General features: G+C 65.2%; 21 protein-coding genes. 14 read left to right on the forward strand and 7 right to left on the reverse strand.

All coding sequences use genetic code 11. The features are described from left to right. Positions 1–9: 9 nt before the first annotated feature. The gene (pyk, locus tag ACFPU0_RS27220) at positions 10–1,461 is read right to left on the reverse strand and encodes a pyruvate kinase (protein WP_377696404.1); all 1,452 of its coding nucleotides are present in this window, start codon (positions 1,459–1,461) and stop codon (positions 10–12) included. Positions 1,462–1,571: 110 nt separating this feature from the next. Continuing rightward, entirely contained in the window at positions 1,572–2,375 is an 804-nt protein-coding gene (locus ACFPU0_RS27225) for a tetratricopeptide repeat protein (RefSeq protein ID WP_377696405.1), read from the reverse strand. A gap of 169 nt (positions 2,376–2,544) precedes the next feature. Here ACFPU0_RS27225 and ACFPU0_RS27230 point away from each other — a divergent pair, with 169 nt between their 5' ends. From ACFPU0_RS27230 to ACFPU0_RS27240, 3 genes are all read left to right on the forward strand, one after another. Continuing rightward, positions 2,545–2,916: a tetratricopeptide repeat protein gene (locus ACFPU0_RS27230; RefSeq protein WP_377696406.1), complete on the forward strand. Its 372-nt coding sequence runs from the start codon at positions 2,545–2,547 to the stop codon at positions 2,914–2,916. 83 nt (positions 2,917–2,999) lie between these two features. Continuing rightward, positions 3,000–3,422: a DUF4124 domain-containing protein gene (locus ACFPU0_RS27235; protein ID WP_377696407.1), complete on the forward strand. Its 423-nt coding sequence runs from the start codon at positions 3,000–3,002 to the stop codon at positions 3,420–3,422. Positions 3,423–3,482: 60 nt separating this feature from the next. Next, the gene (locus tag ACFPU0_RS27240; protein WP_377696408.1) at positions 3,483–3,842 is read left to right on the forward strand and encodes a PilZ domain-containing protein; all 360 of its coding nucleotides are present in this window, start codon (positions 3,483–3,485) and stop codon (positions 3,840–3,842) included. 183 nt (positions 3,843–4,025) lie between these two features. Here the strand turns inward: ACFPU0_RS27240 and ACFPU0_RS27245 are convergent, their stop codons facing one another. Both ACFPU0_RS27245 and ACFPU0_RS27250 read right to left on the reverse strand, forming a co-directional pair. Beyond that, entirely contained in the window at positions 4,026–4,529 is a 504-nt protein-coding gene (locus tag ACFPU0_RS27245; RefSeq protein ID WP_377696409.1) for a L,D-transpeptidase family protein, read from the reverse strand. Positions 4,530–4,571: 42 nt separating this feature from the next. Further along, a complete protein-coding gene (locus tag ACFPU0_RS27250) occupies positions 4,572–5,126 on the reverse strand; it encodes an NUDIX hydrolase (RefSeq protein ID WP_377696410.1) in 555 nt (184 codons plus the stop codon). Positions 5,127–5,295: 169 nt separating this feature from the next. Here ACFPU0_RS27250 and ACFPU0_RS27255 point away from each other — a divergent pair, with 169 nt between their 5' ends. Genes ACFPU0_RS27255 through ACFPU0_RS27275 form a run of 5 tightly spaced genes read left to right on the forward strand, consistent with a single transcriptional unit; the run spans position 5,296 to position 8,628 of the window. Beyond that, on the forward strand, positions 5,296–5,898 hold the full coding sequence (locus tag ACFPU0_RS27255; protein ID WP_377696411.1) for a CoA pyrophosphatase: 603 nt from the start codon (positions 5,296–5,298) through the stop codon (positions 5,896–5,898). Positions 5,899–5,919: 21 nt separating this feature from the next. Continuing rightward, positions 5,920–6,444: a gamma carbonic anhydrase family protein gene (locus ACFPU0_RS27260; protein WP_377696412.1), complete on the forward strand. Its 525-nt coding sequence runs from the start codon at positions 5,920–5,922 to the stop codon at positions 6,442–6,444. Beyond that, positions 6,444–6,653 (forward strand): DUF1289 domain-containing protein, encoded by a 210-nt coding sequence (locus ACFPU0_RS27265; protein WP_377696413.1) that lies wholly within the window; start codon positions 6,444–6,446, stop codon positions 6,651–6,653. Before ACFPU0_RS27260 ends, ACFPU0_RS27265 begins: the two co-directional genes overlap by 1 nt. Positions 6,654–6,670: 17 nt before the next feature. Beyond that, a complete protein-coding gene (gene purT, locus ACFPU0_RS27270; protein ID WP_377696414.1) occupies positions 6,671–7,852 on the forward strand; it encodes a formate-dependent phosphoribosylglycinamide formyltransferase in 1,182 nt (393 codons plus the stop codon). Beyond that, positions 7,849–8,628, forward strand: a complete 780-nt coding sequence (locus tag ACFPU0_RS27275) for an SGNH/GDSL hydrolase family protein (protein WP_377696415.1) — start codon at positions 7,849–7,851, stop codon at positions 8,626–8,628. Before purT ends, ACFPU0_RS27275 begins: the two co-directional genes overlap by 4 nt. Here the strand turns inward: ACFPU0_RS27275 and ACFPU0_RS27280 are convergent. Continuing rightward, a complete protein-coding gene (locus tag ACFPU0_RS27280; protein WP_377696416.1) occupies positions 8,612–9,436 on the reverse strand; it encodes a transporter associated domain-containing protein in 825 nt (274 codons plus the stop codon). The two genes, ACFPU0_RS27275 and ACFPU0_RS27280, sit on opposite strands and share 17 nt — an antisense overlap. Before the next feature lie 6 nt (positions 9,437–9,442). After that, positions 9,443–10,243, reverse strand: a complete 801-nt coding sequence (locus ACFPU0_RS27285) for a cytochrome C assembly family protein (protein ID WP_377696417.1) — start codon at positions 10,241–10,243, stop codon at positions 9,443–9,445. A 156-nt stretch (positions 10,244–10,399) separates the two neighbouring features. On the opposite strand from ACFPU0_RS27285, the gene ffh reads away from it, so the two are divergent. The 6 genes from ffh to ACFPU0_RS27315 all read left to right on the forward strand — a co-directional run bounded on the left by ffh (position 10,400) and on the right by ACFPU0_RS27315 (position 14,518). Then, on the forward strand, positions 10,400–11,773 hold the full coding sequence (ffh, locus tag ACFPU0_RS27290; RefSeq protein WP_377696418.1) for a signal recognition particle protein: 1,374 nt from the start codon (positions 10,400–10,402) through the stop codon (positions 11,771–11,773). Positions 11,774–11,965: 192 nt separating this feature from the next. Beyond that, positions 11,966–12,217: a 30S ribosomal protein S16 gene (rpsP, locus tag ACFPU0_RS27295; protein ID WP_377696419.1), complete on the forward strand. Its 252-nt coding sequence runs from the start codon at positions 11,966–11,968 to the stop codon at positions 12,215–12,217. A 9-nt stretch (positions 12,218–12,226) separates the two neighbouring features. Further along, positions 12,227–12,763 carry a ribosome maturation factor RimM gene (gene rimM, locus ACFPU0_RS27300; protein WP_377696420.1) on the forward strand — a complete coding sequence of 179 codons (537 nt, stop codon included), beginning with the start codon at positions 12,227–12,229 and terminating at the stop codon, positions 12,761–12,763. Positions 12,764–12,772: 9 nt separating this feature from the next. Continuing rightward, positions 12,773–13,525 carry a tRNA (guanosine(37)-N1)-methyltransferase TrmD gene (gene trmD / locus ACFPU0_RS27305; RefSeq protein WP_377696421.1) on the forward strand — a complete coding sequence of 251 codons (753 nt, stop codon included), beginning with the start codon at positions 12,773–12,775 and terminating at the stop codon, positions 13,523–13,525. Positions 13,526–13,569: 44 nt separating this feature from the next. Then, positions 13,570–13,920, forward strand: a complete 351-nt coding sequence (rplS, locus tag ACFPU0_RS27310; RefSeq protein WP_028630298.1) for a 50S ribosomal protein L19 — start codon at positions 13,570–13,572, stop codon at positions 13,918–13,920. A gap of 169 nt (positions 13,921–14,089) precedes the next feature. Next, positions 14,090–14,518 (forward strand): acyl-CoA thioesterase, encoded by a 429-nt coding sequence (locus ACFPU0_RS27315; RefSeq protein WP_377696422.1) that lies wholly within the window; start codon positions 14,090–14,092, stop codon positions 14,516–14,518. Positions 14,519–14,592: 74 nt separating this feature from the next. Here the strand turns inward: ACFPU0_RS27315 and ACFPU0_RS27320 are convergent, their stop codons facing one another. After that, a complete protein-coding gene (locus tag ACFPU0_RS27320) occupies positions 14,593–15,252 on the reverse strand; it encodes a glutathione S-transferase family protein (protein ID WP_377696423.1) in 660 nt (219 codons plus the stop codon). Between the last annotated feature and the right edge of the window lie 12 nt (positions 15,253–15,264).

Genomic DNA, 15,264 nt, shown 5'->3' on the forward strand with positions numbered 1-15,264 from the left:
CAGGCCAGGTCAGACCAGCAGGTCGCCGACGTGGAGGATCTTCATGGTGTTGGTGCCGCCCTGGGTGGTGTAGCTGTCGCCCTTGGTCAGGATCACCCAGTCACCCTTGGTCACCACGCCGCGCTGCAGCAGCTCGTCCACGGCCATCTGGCTGACTTTCTCCGGCGGCAGCGCGGCGGCGTCGAAGGGGATGGTTTCGACGCCACGGAACAGCGCCACGCGGGCCTGGGTCTCGCGGTGCGGGGAGTAGGCGAAGATCGGCACCGAGGAGCGGATGCGCGACATGATCAGCGGGGTGTAGCCGCTTTCGGTCAGGCAGATGATGGCCTTGATGCCGGGGAAGTGGTTGGCGGTGTACATCGACGCCAGGGCGATGCTCTCGTCGCAGCGGTCGAAGGTCTGGCCGACGCGGTGGTGGGAGCGGCGGCTGTCCGGGTGCTTCTCGGCGCCATGGCAGATGCGCGCCATGGCCTGCACCGCTTCCACCGGGTACTCGCCGGCGGCGCTCTCGGCCGAGAGCATCACGGCGTCGGTGTAGTCGAGCACGGCGTTGGCTACGTCGGAGACTTCCGCACGGGTCGGCATGGGGCTGTGGATCATTGACTCCATCATCTGGGTCGCGGTGATCACGGCTTTGTTGTAGCGGCGGGCGTGCAGGATGATCTTCTTCTGGATGCCCACCAGCTCGGCGTCGCCGATTTCCACGCCGAGGTCGCCACGGGCCACCATCACTGCGTCGCTGGCGCGGATCAGGCCGTCCAAGGCCTCGTCGTCGGCCACGGCTTCGGCGCGTTCGATCTTCGCCACCAGCCAGGCCTTGCCGCCGGCCTCGTCGCGCAGGCGGCGGGCCAGCTCCATGTCGGCGGCGTCACGGGGGAAGGACACCGCCAGGTAGTCCAGGTCCATTTCCGCGGCCAGCTTGATGTCGGCCTTGTCCTTGGCGGTCAGGGCCGGAGCGGTCAGGCCGCCGCCACGGCGGTTGATGCCCTTGTGGTCGGACAGCGGGCCGCCGATGGTCACGCGGCACTGCAGCTCATCGGCAGTGGTGGCTTCCACGCGCATCACCACGCGGCCGTCGTCCAGCAGCAGCTCGTCGCCTACGCCGCAGTCCTTGACCAGGTCCGGATAGTCGATGCCCACCACTTCCTGGTTGCCGGCATCCCGTGGATGGGTGACGGAGAAGCGGAAGCTGTCGCCTTCCTTCAGTTCGATGCGCTTGTTGGTGAACTTGGCTATGCGGATCTTCGGCCCCTGCAGGTCGCCGAGCAGGGCGACGAAGCGGCCATGCTTGGCGGCCAGCTCGCGGACCAGACGGGCGCGCGCCTTGTGTTCCTCGGGGCTGCCATGGGAGAAGTTCAGGCGGGCGACGTTGAGCCCGGCGATGATCAGTTGCTCCAGGACCTCCGGGGAGTTGCTGGCCGGGCCGAGGGTGGCGACGATTTTGGTGCGGCGGAAGGGCATGCGAAGACTCCATTTTTCAGGCAGAGCCCGAGGCTACTACGCGAAAGGACTGTAGTCATGGTTACTTTTCACTACCCGCTGAATTGTTTCACTTGGTCCGCCAAACGGCTTCAGGAGGCATTGCGATTGAGGATCTGGTCGAGGTGGCGCGAGGCCTTTGCGGCCAGGTCGCTCCCGGGGAACTGCACCAGCAGCCGGCGCAGGTAGCCGATGGCCTTGTCCCGGTCGGCGTGGGGGTTGTCGGGGGCCATGTACATCAGGGCCAGCTGGTAGAGCGCTTTTTCCTTGATGTCCGGCTGTACGTGGGCGTCGGACAGCGCCAGCAGGTAGAGGTCCTCGGCCTCGGCGACACGATCCTTGAGCACGGCGCGGCGGGACAGCAGGGTCATGTCCGGGTCCAGGCCAGGCTTGTAGAGGTCGAGGTCGCCACTGGGACGCCAGGTGGCGAGGAGCTCGCGGGAGGTCTTCTGCACCGGGTCCTGCGTCCGCTGGCGGAGCACCAGGATGCGCGCTTGGGCACGCTCGGCGACGCGGCTGCCGGGGAATTCGTTCACCAGCCGATCCAGGTAGGCCCGGGCCTTGGCGTCGTCGCGCTGTTCGTTGTAACGGCTCATGTAGATCAGGCCGACCTGGTAGAGGGCGATGGCACGCACGTCATCGCTGAAGGCGTCGTCGCGGTAGCCGACCAGGTAGAGTTCCTCGGCCTCCGCGCTCTTGGCATCGCGTATGGCCATGGCGCTGTAAGTGAGCAGGTCGCCTTCCTCTTCCACCGCGGCGGCCATGCGCTTGCTCTTCATCGCCTTGTACTCCACCACTTCATTGGTGGTGACCTGGGCGATGAACAAGGGGGTGGTGGGCGAACAGGCGCCCAGCAGGAAGCAGAGGGCGAGCAGGGCGGGGTGCTTGGATTGCATGGCAGGACCGGGGCCGTGGCGGACGCCGGGAGTCTAGCAGCGGCGCAATGCCGGCCGGGGCGGGCGGCAGCAGGACCAATCGGAGGTTATGCTTGGCGCTTGACCATCGACCACCGGACTGAAGAAGCGGCGCGCCCGGCCGATATCCCGGCGGACGGAGGAACCCACCATGCGAACCCTGATCATCCTCACCCTGCTGGCGGCCACGACCGGCTGTACGCGCTGGTCCCTCGACCACCATCTGAACAATGCCTATCGCTCCTTTGAAAAGGGCGACTGCGAGGATGTGATGCTCGAGCTGTCCAAGGCCGAGCGCAAGAGCCGGTCCCGACAGTACCTGCAGCCGGAAATATCGCTGTTGCGCGGCCAGTGCCTGGAGCGTCAGCGCCTGTTCGTCGATGCGGCGCAGACCTACCAGTTCATCATCGCCCGCTACCCGACCAGCGAGTACGCCTACCGGGCAAAGGCGCGCCTGGAGACGCTGCGGCAGCTCGGCCGCCTGGGCGAGAGCTCGGCGAGGTCCAGTGGGGCACCGCTCTGATAGCCAAGCCGGCCGTCGGTCGTTGCCCGCTTGAGCGTCGCGCGGGCGGGACTAAGCTGACCATCTACCCGAGGAGCCAAGGAATGCGCCGACTGTTGTGTTGCCTCCTGCTGGTGCCGGCCCTGGCCGGTGCGGAAATCTACCGTTGGACAGATGCCCAGGGGCAGGTGCATTTCAGCGAAAAACCCCAGCCGGGTGCCGAGCAGGTGTTGGTGAAGCCGCAGGTGGTGGAGCGGGACCAGGCGACCCGGGAGCGGGAAGCGCGCACGGCGAAGTTCTACGACGCCCGCCGCGAGGAGCAGGCATTGGCGGCCGGCCGTGCCGCGGAGGTGAGGGAGCAGCAACAGAAGAAGTGCGGCCAATTGCGCGAGCAGCGGGACCAGCTGAACCGCGGCGGTTCGTTCTACCAGCTCGACGAGCGAGGCGAGCGGCAGTACTACACTGATGAACAGATCGAGACCTTCCGTCGCAAAGTGGCTGAACACCTGGCCCGAGAATGCAGTTGACGATTGGTCCGGGGCTGCGACGGGTTCATACTCAAGTGCCATCAATAGCGATTTGATATCATGCCGACCAAGCGCCATATCGAACGCCATCAGTTGCCTTATTACCTGAAGGTGTTCAATCGCATCACCGACAAGCCCATGGGGTACCTGGGCAATGTCTCCATGGATGGCCTGATGCTGATCAGCCAGCTGCCCATGCTGGTGGGTGCGTGCTTCGACATGCGGCTGAAAATCCCCGGGAAGGATGGACAACTGCATTTCATCGATTTCTGCGCCAACTGCCAGTGGTGCCACGAAGACGTGACCCCCGGGAGCTACGATTCGGGCTTTTCCCTGGTGACCCCGCCGGCCGAGTACGCCGATCTCATCGATGCCTTGCGCTTCTATTTCAGCTTTCGCCCCCTGGCCGCCTCGGCCTGAGTCTGCCTGAAAAATGCCCAGGGGCGATGGTATCCGCTAGGGTGCACCGTGCGCACCAGGTCGTCTGCGCAAGAACATCGGTGCGCGTAGCGAACCCTGCCTGGAGTTCTCCTTCGTTGTGCGCTTCGCTTTTACGCAAGCAAGAAAAAGGCGCCCGGAGGCGCCCTTTCGCAGCGGATGGGCTCAGGGCCTGATCTCGATCAGCGTCCCGTCCTGCACCAGGCTCCAGATCTCGCGCATGTCCGAGTTCTTCATGGCGATGCAGCCCTCGGTCCAGTCCAGGGAATGGAAGTACCACTCCGGGTATTCCTCATCCAGCGGGGTGCCGTGGATCATGATCATGCCGCCCGGGGAAACGCCCTTTTCCCGGGCCTTGGCGGCGTCGCGGGCGTTGGGGTAGGAAATGTGCAGGGCCAGGTTGAACTTGTCGCTGGTCTTGCGCCAGTCGATCCAGTAGAAGCCTTCCGGGGTGCGCTGGTCGCCTTCACGCAGCTTGGCGCCGCTCGGCACCTTGCCAAGGGAGATGCGATAGGACTTGAGCACGTCACCGCGGTTCAGCAGCAGCAGCTTGCGCTCCGATTTCACCACCAGGACCTTGTCGATGGACTTGCCACCGAGAGTCGGCGTGGTGCTTGCCTGGGCGAGAGCGGCAAGGCTCATGGATAGTACGACTAGCAACCAGCGCATCGGCACGGCATCCCCACAGTGTTCTAGTAAGCAGATTGGCGGTCAGGCTTTTTTGTAATAGGCCAGCAACGGCGCGAGTGGCTCGTTGCGCACCGGGAAGACCTGGCCGGCGCGGTCGGCGAAATAACATTCTAAGGTACGGCCCACGGTCGGAAAAGCCAGCTCGGACCAGGGAATCTCCCGTTCGTGGAATAGTCGCACTTCCAGGCTCTCGTCACCGGCTGCGAAGTCCAGGTCCACCAGCTCGGCGCGGAAGAAGGTGTACACCTGACTGATGTGGGGCAGGTCGAAGAGGGTATAGAGGCTGAGGTTGCGCACGCGCGCGCAGGCTTCCTCCAGGGTTTCGCGGGTGGCGGCCTGCTCCATGGTCTCGCCGTTCTCCATGAAACCGGCGGGCAGGGTCCAGTAGCCCTTGCGCGGATCGATGGCGCGACGGCAGAGCAGCACCTGCTCGCCCCATACCGGCAGGCAGCCGGCGACGATGCGCGGATTCTGGTAATGGATGGTGTGGCAGCTGTCGCATACGTAGCGCAGGCGGTTGTCGCCTTCGGGAATGCGCTGGACCACCGGCCCGCCGCACTGGCTGCAGAATTTCATCGAGGATCCTCGGGGCTCAGGCGTCCATCTTGGCGCGGCATGGTGTCGCACGGCAAGCCGCGGGGTGGCCGCCCCCGGGTGGTGAATGATGCGCCCTGTCGGTCCGGGGCTTGGGCGACCCTGTGGTTCATGCCATGATGCCGGGCAGTCGAGAACAACGAGAACGTCCATGCTGGATGACCTGCTCCGTCGCGTGCAGAGCTATTCCCCGAGAACCCTGGTGACCGATCGCGACTTCCCCGAAGCCGCGGTACTGGTGCCGATCACCCGTAGCGACGAGCCCGAGCTGGTCCTGACCCTGCGCGCCAGCGGCCTGTCCACCCACGGCGGTGAAGTGGCTTTTCCCGGTGGCCGCCGCGACCCTGAAGACCAGGATCTGATCCGCACCGCCCTGCGCGAGGCGGAAGAGGAAGTGGGCCTGCCTCCCGGACTGGTGGAAATCATCGGCCCGCTCAGCCCCCTGGTTTCCCGCCACGGCATCAAGGTCACCCCCTTTGTCGGGCTGGTCCCGGATTTCGTCCAGTACAGGGCCAACCACGGTGAGATCGATTCGGTCTTCAGCGTGCCGCTCGAGTTCTTCCGCGACGACCCGCGCCAGGTGACCCATCGCATCGACTACCTCCGCCGCAGCTGGTACGTGCCCAGTTACCAGTACGGCGAATACAAGATCTGGGGGCTGACCGCGATAATGGTCGTCGAGCTGGTCAACCTGGTCTACGACGCCGGGATCGACATGACCCGCGCCCCCGAGAATTTCATAAAACTCAAATAAGCCCCGTTCGAGGAGCGCCTGATGAAATACCGCCTTGGAACCGCCCGGGTCGAAGCCCACCCGGACAGCTGGACCGCCCCCGATGCCACCCTGGTGGGCAAGGTGCGCCTGGACGCCGGCGCCAGCGTCTGGTTCGGCGCGGTGCTGCGCGGCGACAACGAGCTGATCCACATCGGTGAGAACAGCAACGTCCAGGACGGCACCGTGATGCACACCGACATGGGCTACCCGCTGAACATCGGTCGCTCGGTTACCATCGGCCACAACGCCATGCTGCACGGTTGCTCGGTGGGCGACTTCAGCCTGATCGGCATCAACGCGGTGGTGCTCAACGGCGCGAAGATCGGCAAGTACTGCATCATCGGCGCCAATGCGCTGATTCCCGAAGGCAAGGAGATCCCCGATGGCTCGCTGGTCGTGGGCTCCCCCGGCAAGGTGGTGCGCGAGCTGACCGAGCAGCAGAAGAAGATGCTCGAGGCCAGCGCCGCCCACTACGTGCAGAACGCCCAGCGCTACGCCCGCGAGCTGGCCGAGCAGGACGACTGATGGACGCCGAACGCCCCGTCCGTTCGCCCTGCGTGCAGGTCTGCGTGCTCGACGACCACGACATCTGCAGCGGCTGCCAGCGCAGCGCCGATGAAATCACCCGCTGGGGGCGCATGGACAACGCCGAGCGCCGCGAGGTGCTGGCCCGCTGCTTCGAGCGCGCCAAGGCCAGTGGCCTGTTCATCACGTCCCCGACCCAGGCTTCTTGAATCACCGAGGAAACGACATGCCCCGTATTGGAACCCCCTTGTCGCCCAGCGCGACCCGTGTACTGCTGTGCGGCTCCGGCGAGCTCGGCAAGGAGGTAGTGATCGAACTGCAGCGCCTGGGCTGCGAAGTGATAGCCGTCGACCGTTACGCCGACGCCCCGGCCATGCAGGTGGCCCATCGCCGCCACGTGATCAGCATGCTCGACGGCGCCGCCCTGCGCGCCGTGATCGAGCAGGAGAAGCCGCATTACATAGTGCCGGAGATCGAGGCCATCGCCACCGCCACCCTGGTGGAGCTGGAGGCCGAAGGTTTCACCGTGGTGCCCACCGCCCGCGCCGCCCAGCTGACCATGAACCGCGAGGGCATCCGCCGCCTCGCCGCCGAGGAGCTGGGCCTGCCCACCTCGCCCTACCATTTCGCCGATACCTTCGAGGACTACAGCGCCGCCGTGGCCAGCGTCGGCTACCCCTGCGTGGTCAAGCCGATCATGAGTTCCTCCGGCAAGGGCCAGTCGGTGCTGAAGTCCGACGCCGACCTCAAGGCCGCCTGGGACTACGCCCAGGAAGGCGGCCGCGCCGGCAAGGGCCGGGTGATAGTCGAGGGCTTCATCGACTTCGACTACGAGATCACCCTGCTCACCGTGCGCCATGTCGGCGGTACCAGTTTCTGCGCCCCCATCGGCCACCGCCAGGTGAAGGGCGACTACCACGAATCCTGGCAGCCCCAGGCCATGAGTCCGAAGGCCCTGGCCGAATCCGAGCGCATCGCCCAGGCGGTGACCGAGGCCCTCGGCGGCCGCGGCCTGTTCGGCGTCGAGCTCTTCATCAAGGGCGACCAGGTGTGGTTCAGCGAAGTCTCGCCGCGCCCCCATGACACCGGCCTGGTCACCCTGATCTCCCAGGATCTCTCCGAATTCGCCCTGCATGCGCGGGCCATCCTCGGCCTGCCAATCCCGGTCATCCGCCAGACCGGGCCCTCCGCCTCGGCGGTCATCCTGGTCGAAGGCAAGTCCAGCCAGGTCAGCTTCGGCAACCTCGGTGCCGCCCTGGCCGAGCCGGACACCGCCCTGCGTCTGTTCGGCAAGCCGGAAGTGGATGGCCAGCGCCGCATGGGTGTGGCCCTGGCGCGGGACGAGTCCACCGATCTGGCGCGGGCCAAGGCGACCCGCGCGGCCCAGGCGGTCGACGTCCGGTTGTGATCCAGCTGGCCGGGCTGTGCTGGTGGGCAGTGGCGCTGCCGCTGCTGCCCCTGGCGCTGCCCATGGCCATGCACACCCGCCATACCGCCCTGCGCCTGGCGCCCGCCGCCGGACCCGAGCGCGGCCTGGCCGGGGGCGAGCTGGAAGGCGAGCCCCTGCGTCTTCTGTTGATCGGTGAGTCCACCGTCGCCGGCGTCGGTGCCTCCTGCCTGGACTTCGCCCTGGCCGGCCAGCTGGCTGCCGCACTGGCATCGCGCCTGGGGCGGCCCGTCGCCTGGCGTGCCTGCGGCGAGAACGGCATAACCGCCGGTGAAGCCCTGCAGCGGCTGCTGCCTCAGGTAGCGGAAGAGCCCGTCGACCTGGTGCTGCTGGTGTTCGGGGTCAACGACACCACCCACTTCAGCTCAAGCCGCAATTGGCAGGCCTCTCTTCAGGGTTTGGCCCGTCACTTCGTCGAGCGCGGCGCCCGGGTCGCCCTGGCCGGCGTGCCGCCGCTGCAGCATTTCAGCGCCTTGCCCTGGCTGCTGCGCCAGTTGCTGGGCTGGCGCGCACGTTTGCTGGACCGGCGGATGCGGGCGCTGGCGGAGCGGGAAGGGGTGGGTTGTTGTGCCACCCGTCTGGAGATGCGTCCGGAGTTCCTGGCGCTGGACGGTTACCATCCTTCGCCACTGGGGTACCGCGTCTGGGGCGAGGCGCTGGCGGACTGGTACGTTGCCGAGGCGCCCGCATTGCCGGATGCGCAATGGAAGGGCCGGGTCGTCAGGCCTTTGGCGTAAGCCCGGCGCGCCAGGCGAGCACGCGCTGCACGCGGTTCTCGCCGGACTGGAGGGTTTCCAGGCGATAGGGGCCCACCTTCAGGCACACGCTGCAGTCGGGAATCTGTTCCAGGGCCTCGGTGATCAGGCCGTTGAGGGTCTTGGGGCCGTCGCAGGGCAGGTGCCAGCCGAGCACACGGTTCAGCTCGCGCAGGTGCAGGGAGCCGTCCAGTTCGTAGCGGCCGTCGTCGCGGGACTGGATACCGGGGTTGGGGGCGAAGTCTTCCAGGCTGCCGAACTCGCCCACCAGTTCCTGGAAAATATCCTCCAGGCTGACCAGGCCCACCACGTCGCCGTATTCGTCCACCACTATGCCGAGGCGGCGCTTCTGTTTCTGGAAGTTCACCAATTGGGTCAGCAACGGCGTGCTTTCCGGCACGAAGTAGGTTTCCCGGCTCACCGCAAGCAACTGCTCCGCACTGGGCGAGCCTTCGGCCAGCAGGCGCGGCAGTTGGCGCAGGTGGAGGATGCCTTCGATCTGGTTGATGTCTTCGCGGTAGAGCGGCAGGCGCGTATGGGTGGCGTCCCGCAATTGGGTGAGGAGTTCATCGGGCGCGGTATCCAGGTCGATGCCCTGGATTTCGCTGCGGGGAATCATGATGGAGCTGACGGTGACCCGCTGCAGGGCGTCGGACACCGCCACCGGCAGGCGGGATTGCGGCTGGATTTCCACGCCGTGGCGGCGCCGGGTCGCCAGCCAGGCGACTACCGCGCCGGCCACCAGGGAGAGGGTGATTCCGAGGAGCAGGCCGGCGAGCAATCCGTGCATGGGCGGTCAGACGTGAAGGATGAATTCGCGGACCAGCTTGCTGCCGAAGTACGCCAGCATCAACAGGCAGAAGCCCGCCAGGGTCCAGCGAATGGCCTTGTGCCCACGCCAGCCGAGCTGGTGGCGGCCCCAGAGCAGCACGCCGAACACCACCCAGGCGATGCAGGAGAGGATGGTCTTGTGCGCCAGGTGCTGGGCGAACAGGTTGTCGACGAATACCAGACCCGACAGCAGCGACAGCGACAGCAGGCTCCAGCCGGCCCAGAGGAAGCCGAACAACAGGCTTTCCATGGTCTGCAGCGCCGGGAAGTTCTTGATCAGCCCGGAGGGGTGCTTGTGTTTGAGCTGGTGGTCCTGCAACAGCAGCAGCAGGGCCTGGAACACGGCCATGGTCAACAGGCCGTAGGCCAGGATCGACAGCAGTATGTGCGCAAGTATGCCCGGTCCTTCATCGATGGCCTGGACGGTGCCGCCCGGTACCAGGGCGGCGGCCAGCACCGTCAGGGCGCCGAGGGGCAGCAGCAGGAGCAGCAGGTTCTCGATCGGAATCCGCGCAATGGCCACTATGGTCAGCAGGATCACCGCGGCGGCGATCAGGCTGGCGGCGTTGAAGAAGTCCAGGTAGAGCCCGGCCGGGGTCAGCAACTGGAAGAAGAGTGCGGTGCAATGGGCGACCAGCGCCAGGCCGCTGCCGAGGATCAGCAGGCGCTTGTCCGGCGTGGTGCGCTGGCCGAGGCGAAGGCCCTGGTAACCAGTGGTGCCCGCATAGAGGAATGCAGCCAGGAGGCTGGGCAGCAGAGGGTGCATAAGTCCTTGTAAGGCAAGCCCGAAAGGTCGTGAGTGTGGCATACAAGGCTTGCCGGTGAAAGACCGCTGGCGGTGTCGGCGACGCCGACACTTGGTTATACTCCGCCGCCTGCAGCAAGCTCAGCCTGGGCCCACGAGAGCCCGAAAGGAACGCGCATGTTTGAAAACCTAACCGACCGCCTCTCGCAGACGCTGCGCCATGTCACCGGCAAGGCCAAGCTGACCGAGGACAACATCAAGGACACCCTGCGCGAAGTGCGCATGGCCCTGCTCGAGGCCGACGTCGCCCTGCCGGTGGTGAAGGACTTCGTCGCGAAGATCAAAGACCGCGCGGTCGGTACCGAGGTTTCCAAGAGCCTGACCCCGGGCCAGGCCTTCGTGAAGATCGTCCAGGCCGAGCTGGTGGAGCTGATGGGCGCCGCCAACGAGGACCTGTCGCTGAACGCCGCCCCGCCGGCGGTGATCCTGATGGCCGGCCTGCAGGGTGCGGGCAAGACCACCACCGTCGGCAAGCTGGCGCGCTTCCTCAAGGAGCGCAAGAAGAAGTCGGTGCTGGTGGTGTCCGCGGACGTCTACCGCCCGGCGGCGATCAAGCAGCTGGAAACCCTGGCCACTGACATCGGCGTCACCTTCTTCCCCTCCGATAACAGCCAGAAGCCGGTGGACATCGCCCAGTCGGCGATCCGCGAGGCCAAGCTGAAGTTCATCGACGTCGTCATCGTCGACACCGCCGGTCGCCTGCACATCGACGCCGAGATGATGGGCGAGATCCAGCAGGTCCACGCCGCCATCAAGCCGGTCGAGACCCTGTTCGTCGTCGACGCCATGACCGGCCAGGACGCCGCCAACACCGCCAAGGCCTTCAACGACGCCCTGCCGCTGACCGGCGTGGTGCTGACCAAGGTCGATGGTGATGCCCGTGGCGGCGCCGCGCTTTCGGTGCGCGCCATCACCGGCAAGCCGATCAAGTTCCTCGGCATGGGCGAGAAGACCGAAGCCCTCGACCCCTTCCACCCGGACCGCGTGGCCTCGCGCATCCTCGGCATGGGCGACGTGCTCAGCCTGATCGAGCAGGCCGAGCAGACCATGGACCGCGAGAAGGCCGAGAAGCTCGCCAAGAAGATCAAGAAAGGCAAGGGCTTCGATCTCGAAGACTTCCGCGACCAGCTGCAGCAGATGAAGAACATGGGCGGCCTCGGCGGCCTGATGGACAAGCTGCCGATGCTCGGCGGCGTCAACCTGGCGCAGATGGGCAATGCGCAGAACGCGGCGGAGAAACAGTTCAAGCAGATGGAGGCGATCATCAACTCCATGACCCCCGCCGAACGCCGCGACCCGGAAATGATCAGCGGCTCGCGCAAGCGCCGTATCGCCCTGGGCTCCGGTACCCAGGTGCAGGATGTCGGCCGCCTCATCAAGCAGCACAAGCAGATGCAGAAGATGATGAAGAAGGTCACCGCCAAGGGCGGCATGGCCAAGATGATGCGTGGCATGGGCAGCATGTTCCCCGGCGGCATGCCGAAGATGTGAAAACAGAGCTGCAAGCGACAAGCCGCAAGCTGCAAGTGAGTCCCCTTGCAGCTTGAAACTTGCGGCTTGCAGCTGCCACCGACAGGTGGCCCCCAAAAGAGATTTGCAATCGGCCGGATAATCCTTAGAATATGCGGCCTTTCGGGCCCATGGCCCATGCTTGAAAAGCACCGACTATAGGAACGAAGTTCAATGGTAACCATCCGTCTTGCCCGTGGCGGCTCCAAGAAGCGCCCCTTCTACCACCTGACCGTGACCAACAGCCGCAACGCGCGCGACGGTCGCTTCGTAGAGCGCATCGGCTTCTTCAACCCGGTCGCCACTGGCGCGGAAGTCAAGCTTTCCGTGAACCAGGAGCGCGCCAACTACTGGCTGAGCCAGGGCGCCCAGCCGTCTGAGCGCGTTGCTCAGCTGCTGAAGGAAGCTGCCAAGGCCGCTGCCTAAGCATCCTTTATGAGCACGACGCCGGCCCCCGCCGAGGAATTCATCGTTCTCGGCAAGATTTTCTCGGTGCATGGCGTACGTGGCGAGGTGAAGGTTTACTCCTTCACCGATCCGCTGGATAACGTGCTCGATTACCGCCGTTGGACGCTCAGGCGCGACAACGAGGTAAAGCAGGTCGAAGTCGCCAGCGGACGCGTGCACGGCAAGGTCCTGGTGGTGAAGCTGAAGGGGTTGGTGGATCGCGAAATCGCGCGCACCTACGCAGGATTCGAAATCTGCGTCCCCGCCAGCGAACTGCCGGAGCTCGACGAAGACGAGTTCTACTGGCACCAGTTGGAAGGTCTCCATGTGATCAATCAGGATGGGCAACTGCTCGGCCGTATCGATCACCTCCTGGAGACCGGCGCCAACGACGTGATGGTGGTCAAGCCCTGCGCCGGCAGCCTCGACGATCGCGAACGCCTGCTGCCCTATACGGAGCAGTGCGTACAGTCGATCGACCTGGACGCTGGCGAGATGCGGGTGGAATGGGACGTTGATTTCTGAGGGCCTGACATGAAAAGCATGCAGGTCGAAGTCATCAGCATCTTTCCCGAGATGTTCGCCGCCATCAGCGAATACGGCATCACCAGCCGTGCGGTGAAGCAGGGGCTGCTCAAGCTCAACTGCTGGAACCCACGGAGCTTCACCGAGGACCGCCACCAGACGGTGGACGACCGGCCCTTCGGCGGTGGCCCCGGCATGGTGATGAAGATCCAGCCCCTGGAACGGGCCCTGGCGGCAGCCAAGGCAGCGACGGGGGAGAAGGCGAAGGTGATCTACCTCTCGCCGCAGGGGCGCCAGCTGAAGCAGGCGGCCGTGCGCGAGCTGGCGAACGAGGAAACGTTGATCCTCATCGCCGGGCGCTACGAAGGCATCGACGAACGCTTCATCGAGGAGCATGTCGATGAGGAATGGTCGATCGGCGACTACGTCCTGTCCGGCGGTGAGCTGCCGGCCATGGTGCTGATCGATGCGGTGACGCGGTTGCTGCCCGGCGCGCTGGGCCACGCGGACTCCGCCGAGGAGGACTCCTTTACGGATGGCCTGCTCGATTGCCCGCATTACACCCGTCCGGAGCTGTATGCAGGCAAGCGTGTTCCTGAGGTGCTGCTCAGCGGCAACCACGAACACATCCGGCGATGGCGTTTGCAGCAGGCGCTTGGGCGCACCTGGGAACGTCGGGCCGATCTTCTGGATTGCCGCTCGCTTTCTGGAGAAGAGAAAAAGCTGCTGGAGGAATACATCCGCCAGCGGAACGATAGTTAACGTATCGATGGCACGCCCAGAAGGCCTGTCTTAGGAGCACAGCGATGACCAACAAGATCATTCAGCAACTCGAAGCTGAACAAATGAACAAAGAGATTCCGGCTTTCGCCCCGGGCGACACCGTAATCGTTCAAGTGAAAGTGAAGGAAGGCGACCGTTCCCGTCTGCAGGCCTTCGAAGGTGTGGTCATCGCCAAGCGTAACCGCGGCCTGAACAGCGCTTTCACCGTACGCAAGATCTCCAACGGCGTAGGCGTTGAGCGTACCTTCCAGACCTACTCCCCGCTGGTCGACAGCCTGAGCGTCAAGCGCCGCGGCGACGTGCGCAAGGCCAAGCTGTACTACCTCCGCGACCTGTCCGGCAAGGCAGCTCGTATCAAGGAGAAGCTGGCCTAATCGCCACAGCTTTCCCGAAAAACCCGCCCAGGTTCGCCTCGGCGGGTTTTTTCTTGCCCGCGTGCGGAGGATAATCCGCTCCCCTTTCCTGCCCGATCCGGCAGCGTACAAGAACCACAAGAGTCGCCGTGCCCGTGGCAGCCACAGGTTTTTTCTTCAGGTAAGTGGCATGACCCCGAGAGAGCAAGAGATCGCCCGCCGGACCGAGCTGTCCGAGAGCCGGGTGACCAAGGCGGTATTCCCGCCCAGCACCAACCATCACAACACCCTGTTCGGCGGCACCGCCCTGGCCTGGATGGACGAGGTGTCCTTCATCACCGCCACGCGCTTCTGCCGCCTGCCGCTGGTGACCGTCTCCAGCGACCGCATCGACTTCAAGCACCCGATTCCCGCCGGGTCCATCGTCGAGCTGGTGGGTCGCGTGGTGAAGGTGGGCAACACCAGCCTCAAGGTGGAGGTCGAGGTGTTCGTCGAGGACATGTACCGTGCCACCCGCGAGAAGGCCATCAGCGGCCTGTTCAGCTTCGTCGCCATCGATGGCGAGAAGCGTCCGGTGCAGGTCCTGCCGGACTTTCCCCAGGCCGCCAGTGCCGCATGAATGAAAAGGCGCTCACAGGGCGCCTGCTTCGACTCCGCTCGCAATAGCACCCTCTGTCCTGGCGGGATGCCGCTTCAATCCCTATCCGGCGCCCCCAGTGGGAACAGCGGTCGATATGGCCGCGCTTCGTCCACTGCGCGGGCGAAGGAAGGGCGCTGCAACAGGCGCTGTCGATAGGCCCGCAGGTGGCCGAAGGCGGCGCCGATGGGCTGCACCCAGTCGGCATAGAACAGCGCCGGCGCCGCGGCGCAGTCCGCCAGGCTGAAGCTGTCCCCCGCAGCCCAGGTGCGACCGGCGAGCCGTTCGTTCAGCCAGGCGTAGCTGCGCTCCAGCAGGGCATGTGCCTCCTCGACGCCGAATGCATCGCGCTGCTCCTCCGGACGTAGCCTGTCGCCCACTGCCTTCTGCATCGGCGTCATCACGTACAGGTCGAAGCAGCGATCCAGCATCCGCACTTCCAGCGCCGCTTGCGCTGCCTCGGGGATCAGCTTCACCGGCCCTGCATGGTGCTGCTGCAGGTACTCGATGATGATGCTCGACTCCATCACCGGCCGCTCGCCATCCAGCAGCAGCGGCATCTTCTGCAGTGGCCAGAGGCGCTGGAAATCCGCACCGGTCGCCGGGTTTTCAGGCGACAACAGGCGCAGTTCGAAGGGCAGGTCGTTCTCGTACAGGGCGATCAGGACTTTCTGGCAGTAGGAAGAGAAGGGGTGGGCGAAGAGTTGCAGGGACATGGTCGACTCCTG

This window comes from Pseudomonas sp. GCM10022186, from assembly GCF_042656385.1.
Taxonomy (GTDB): Bacteria; Pseudomonadota; Gammaproteobacteria; order Pseudomonadales; family Pseudomonadaceae; genus Metapseudomonas.

Coding starts and splice junctions, on each gene's coding strand:
- ACFPU0_RS27230 (WP_377696406.1), top strand. CDS start 2,545: ATGCGAACCCTGATCATCCTCACCCTGCTGGCGGCCACGACCGGCTGT.
- pyk (WP_377696404.1), bottom strand. CDS start 1,461: ATGCCCTTCCGCCGCACCAAAATCGTCGCCACCCTCGGCCCGGCCAGC.
- ACFPU0_RS27280 (WP_377696416.1), bottom strand. CDS start 9,436: ATGCACGGATTGCTCGCCGGCCTGCTCCTCGGAATCACCCTCTCCCTG.
- ACFPU0_RS27240 (WP_377696408.1), top strand. CDS start 3,483: ATGCCGACCAAGCGCCATATCGAACGCCATCAGTTGCCTTATTACCTG.
- ACFPU0_RS27285 (WP_377696417.1), bottom strand. CDS start 10,243: ATGCACCCTCTGCTGCCCAGCCTCCTGGCTGCATTCCTCTATGCGGGC.
- ACFPU0_RS27315 (WP_377696422.1), top strand. CDS start 14,090: ATGACCCCGAGAGAGCAAGAGATCGCCCGCCGGACCGAGCTGTCCGAG.
- ACFPU0_RS27250 (WP_377696410.1), bottom strand. CDS start 5,126: ATGAAATTCTGCAGCCAGTGCGGCGGGCCGGTGGTCCAGCGCATTCCC.
- ACFPU0_RS27235 (WP_377696407.1), top strand. CDS start 3,000: ATGCGCCGACTGTTGTGTTGCCTCCTGCTGGTGCCGGCCCTGGCCGGT.
- ffh (WP_377696418.1), top strand. CDS start 10,400: ATGTTTGAAAACCTAACCGACCGCCTCTCGCAGACGCTGCGCCATGTC.
- rplS (WP_028630298.1), top strand. CDS start 13,570: ATGACCAACAAGATCATTCAGCAACTCGAAGCTGAACAAATGAACAAA.
- rpsP (WP_377696419.1), top strand. CDS start 11,966: ATGGTAACCATCCGTCTTGCCCGTGGCGGCTCCAAGAAGCGCCCCTTC.
- ACFPU0_RS27320 (WP_377696423.1), bottom strand. CDS start 15,252: ATGTCCCTGCAACTCTTCGCCCACCCCTTCTCTTCCTACTGCCAGAAA.
- ACFPU0_RS27245 (WP_377696409.1), bottom strand. CDS start 4,529: ATGCGCTGGTTGCTAGTCGTACTATCCATGAGCCTTGCCGCTCTCGCC.
- trmD (WP_377696421.1), top strand. CDS start 12,773: ATGAAAAGCATGCAGGTCGAAGTCATCAGCATCTTTCCCGAGATGTTC.
- ACFPU0_RS27265 (WP_377696413.1), top strand. CDS start 6,444: ATGGACGCCGAACGCCCCGTCCGTTCGCCCTGCGTGCAGGTCTGCGTG.
- purT (WP_377696414.1), top strand. CDS start 6,671: ATGCCCCGTATTGGAACCCCCTTGTCGCCCAGCGCGACCCGTGTACTG.
- ACFPU0_RS27255 (WP_377696411.1), top strand. CDS start 5,296: ATGCTGGATGACCTGCTCCGTCGCGTGCAGAGCTATTCCCCGAGAACC.
- ACFPU0_RS27225 (WP_377696405.1), bottom strand. CDS start 2,375: ATGCAATCCAAGCACCCCGCCCTGCTCGCCCTCTGCTTCCTGCTGGGC.
- rimM (WP_377696420.1), top strand. CDS start 12,227: ATGAGCACGACGCCGGCCCCCGCCGAGGAATTCATCGTTCTCGGCAAG.
- ACFPU0_RS27260 (WP_377696412.1), top strand. CDS start 5,920: ATGAAATACCGCCTTGGAACCGCCCGGGTCGAAGCCCACCCGGACAGC.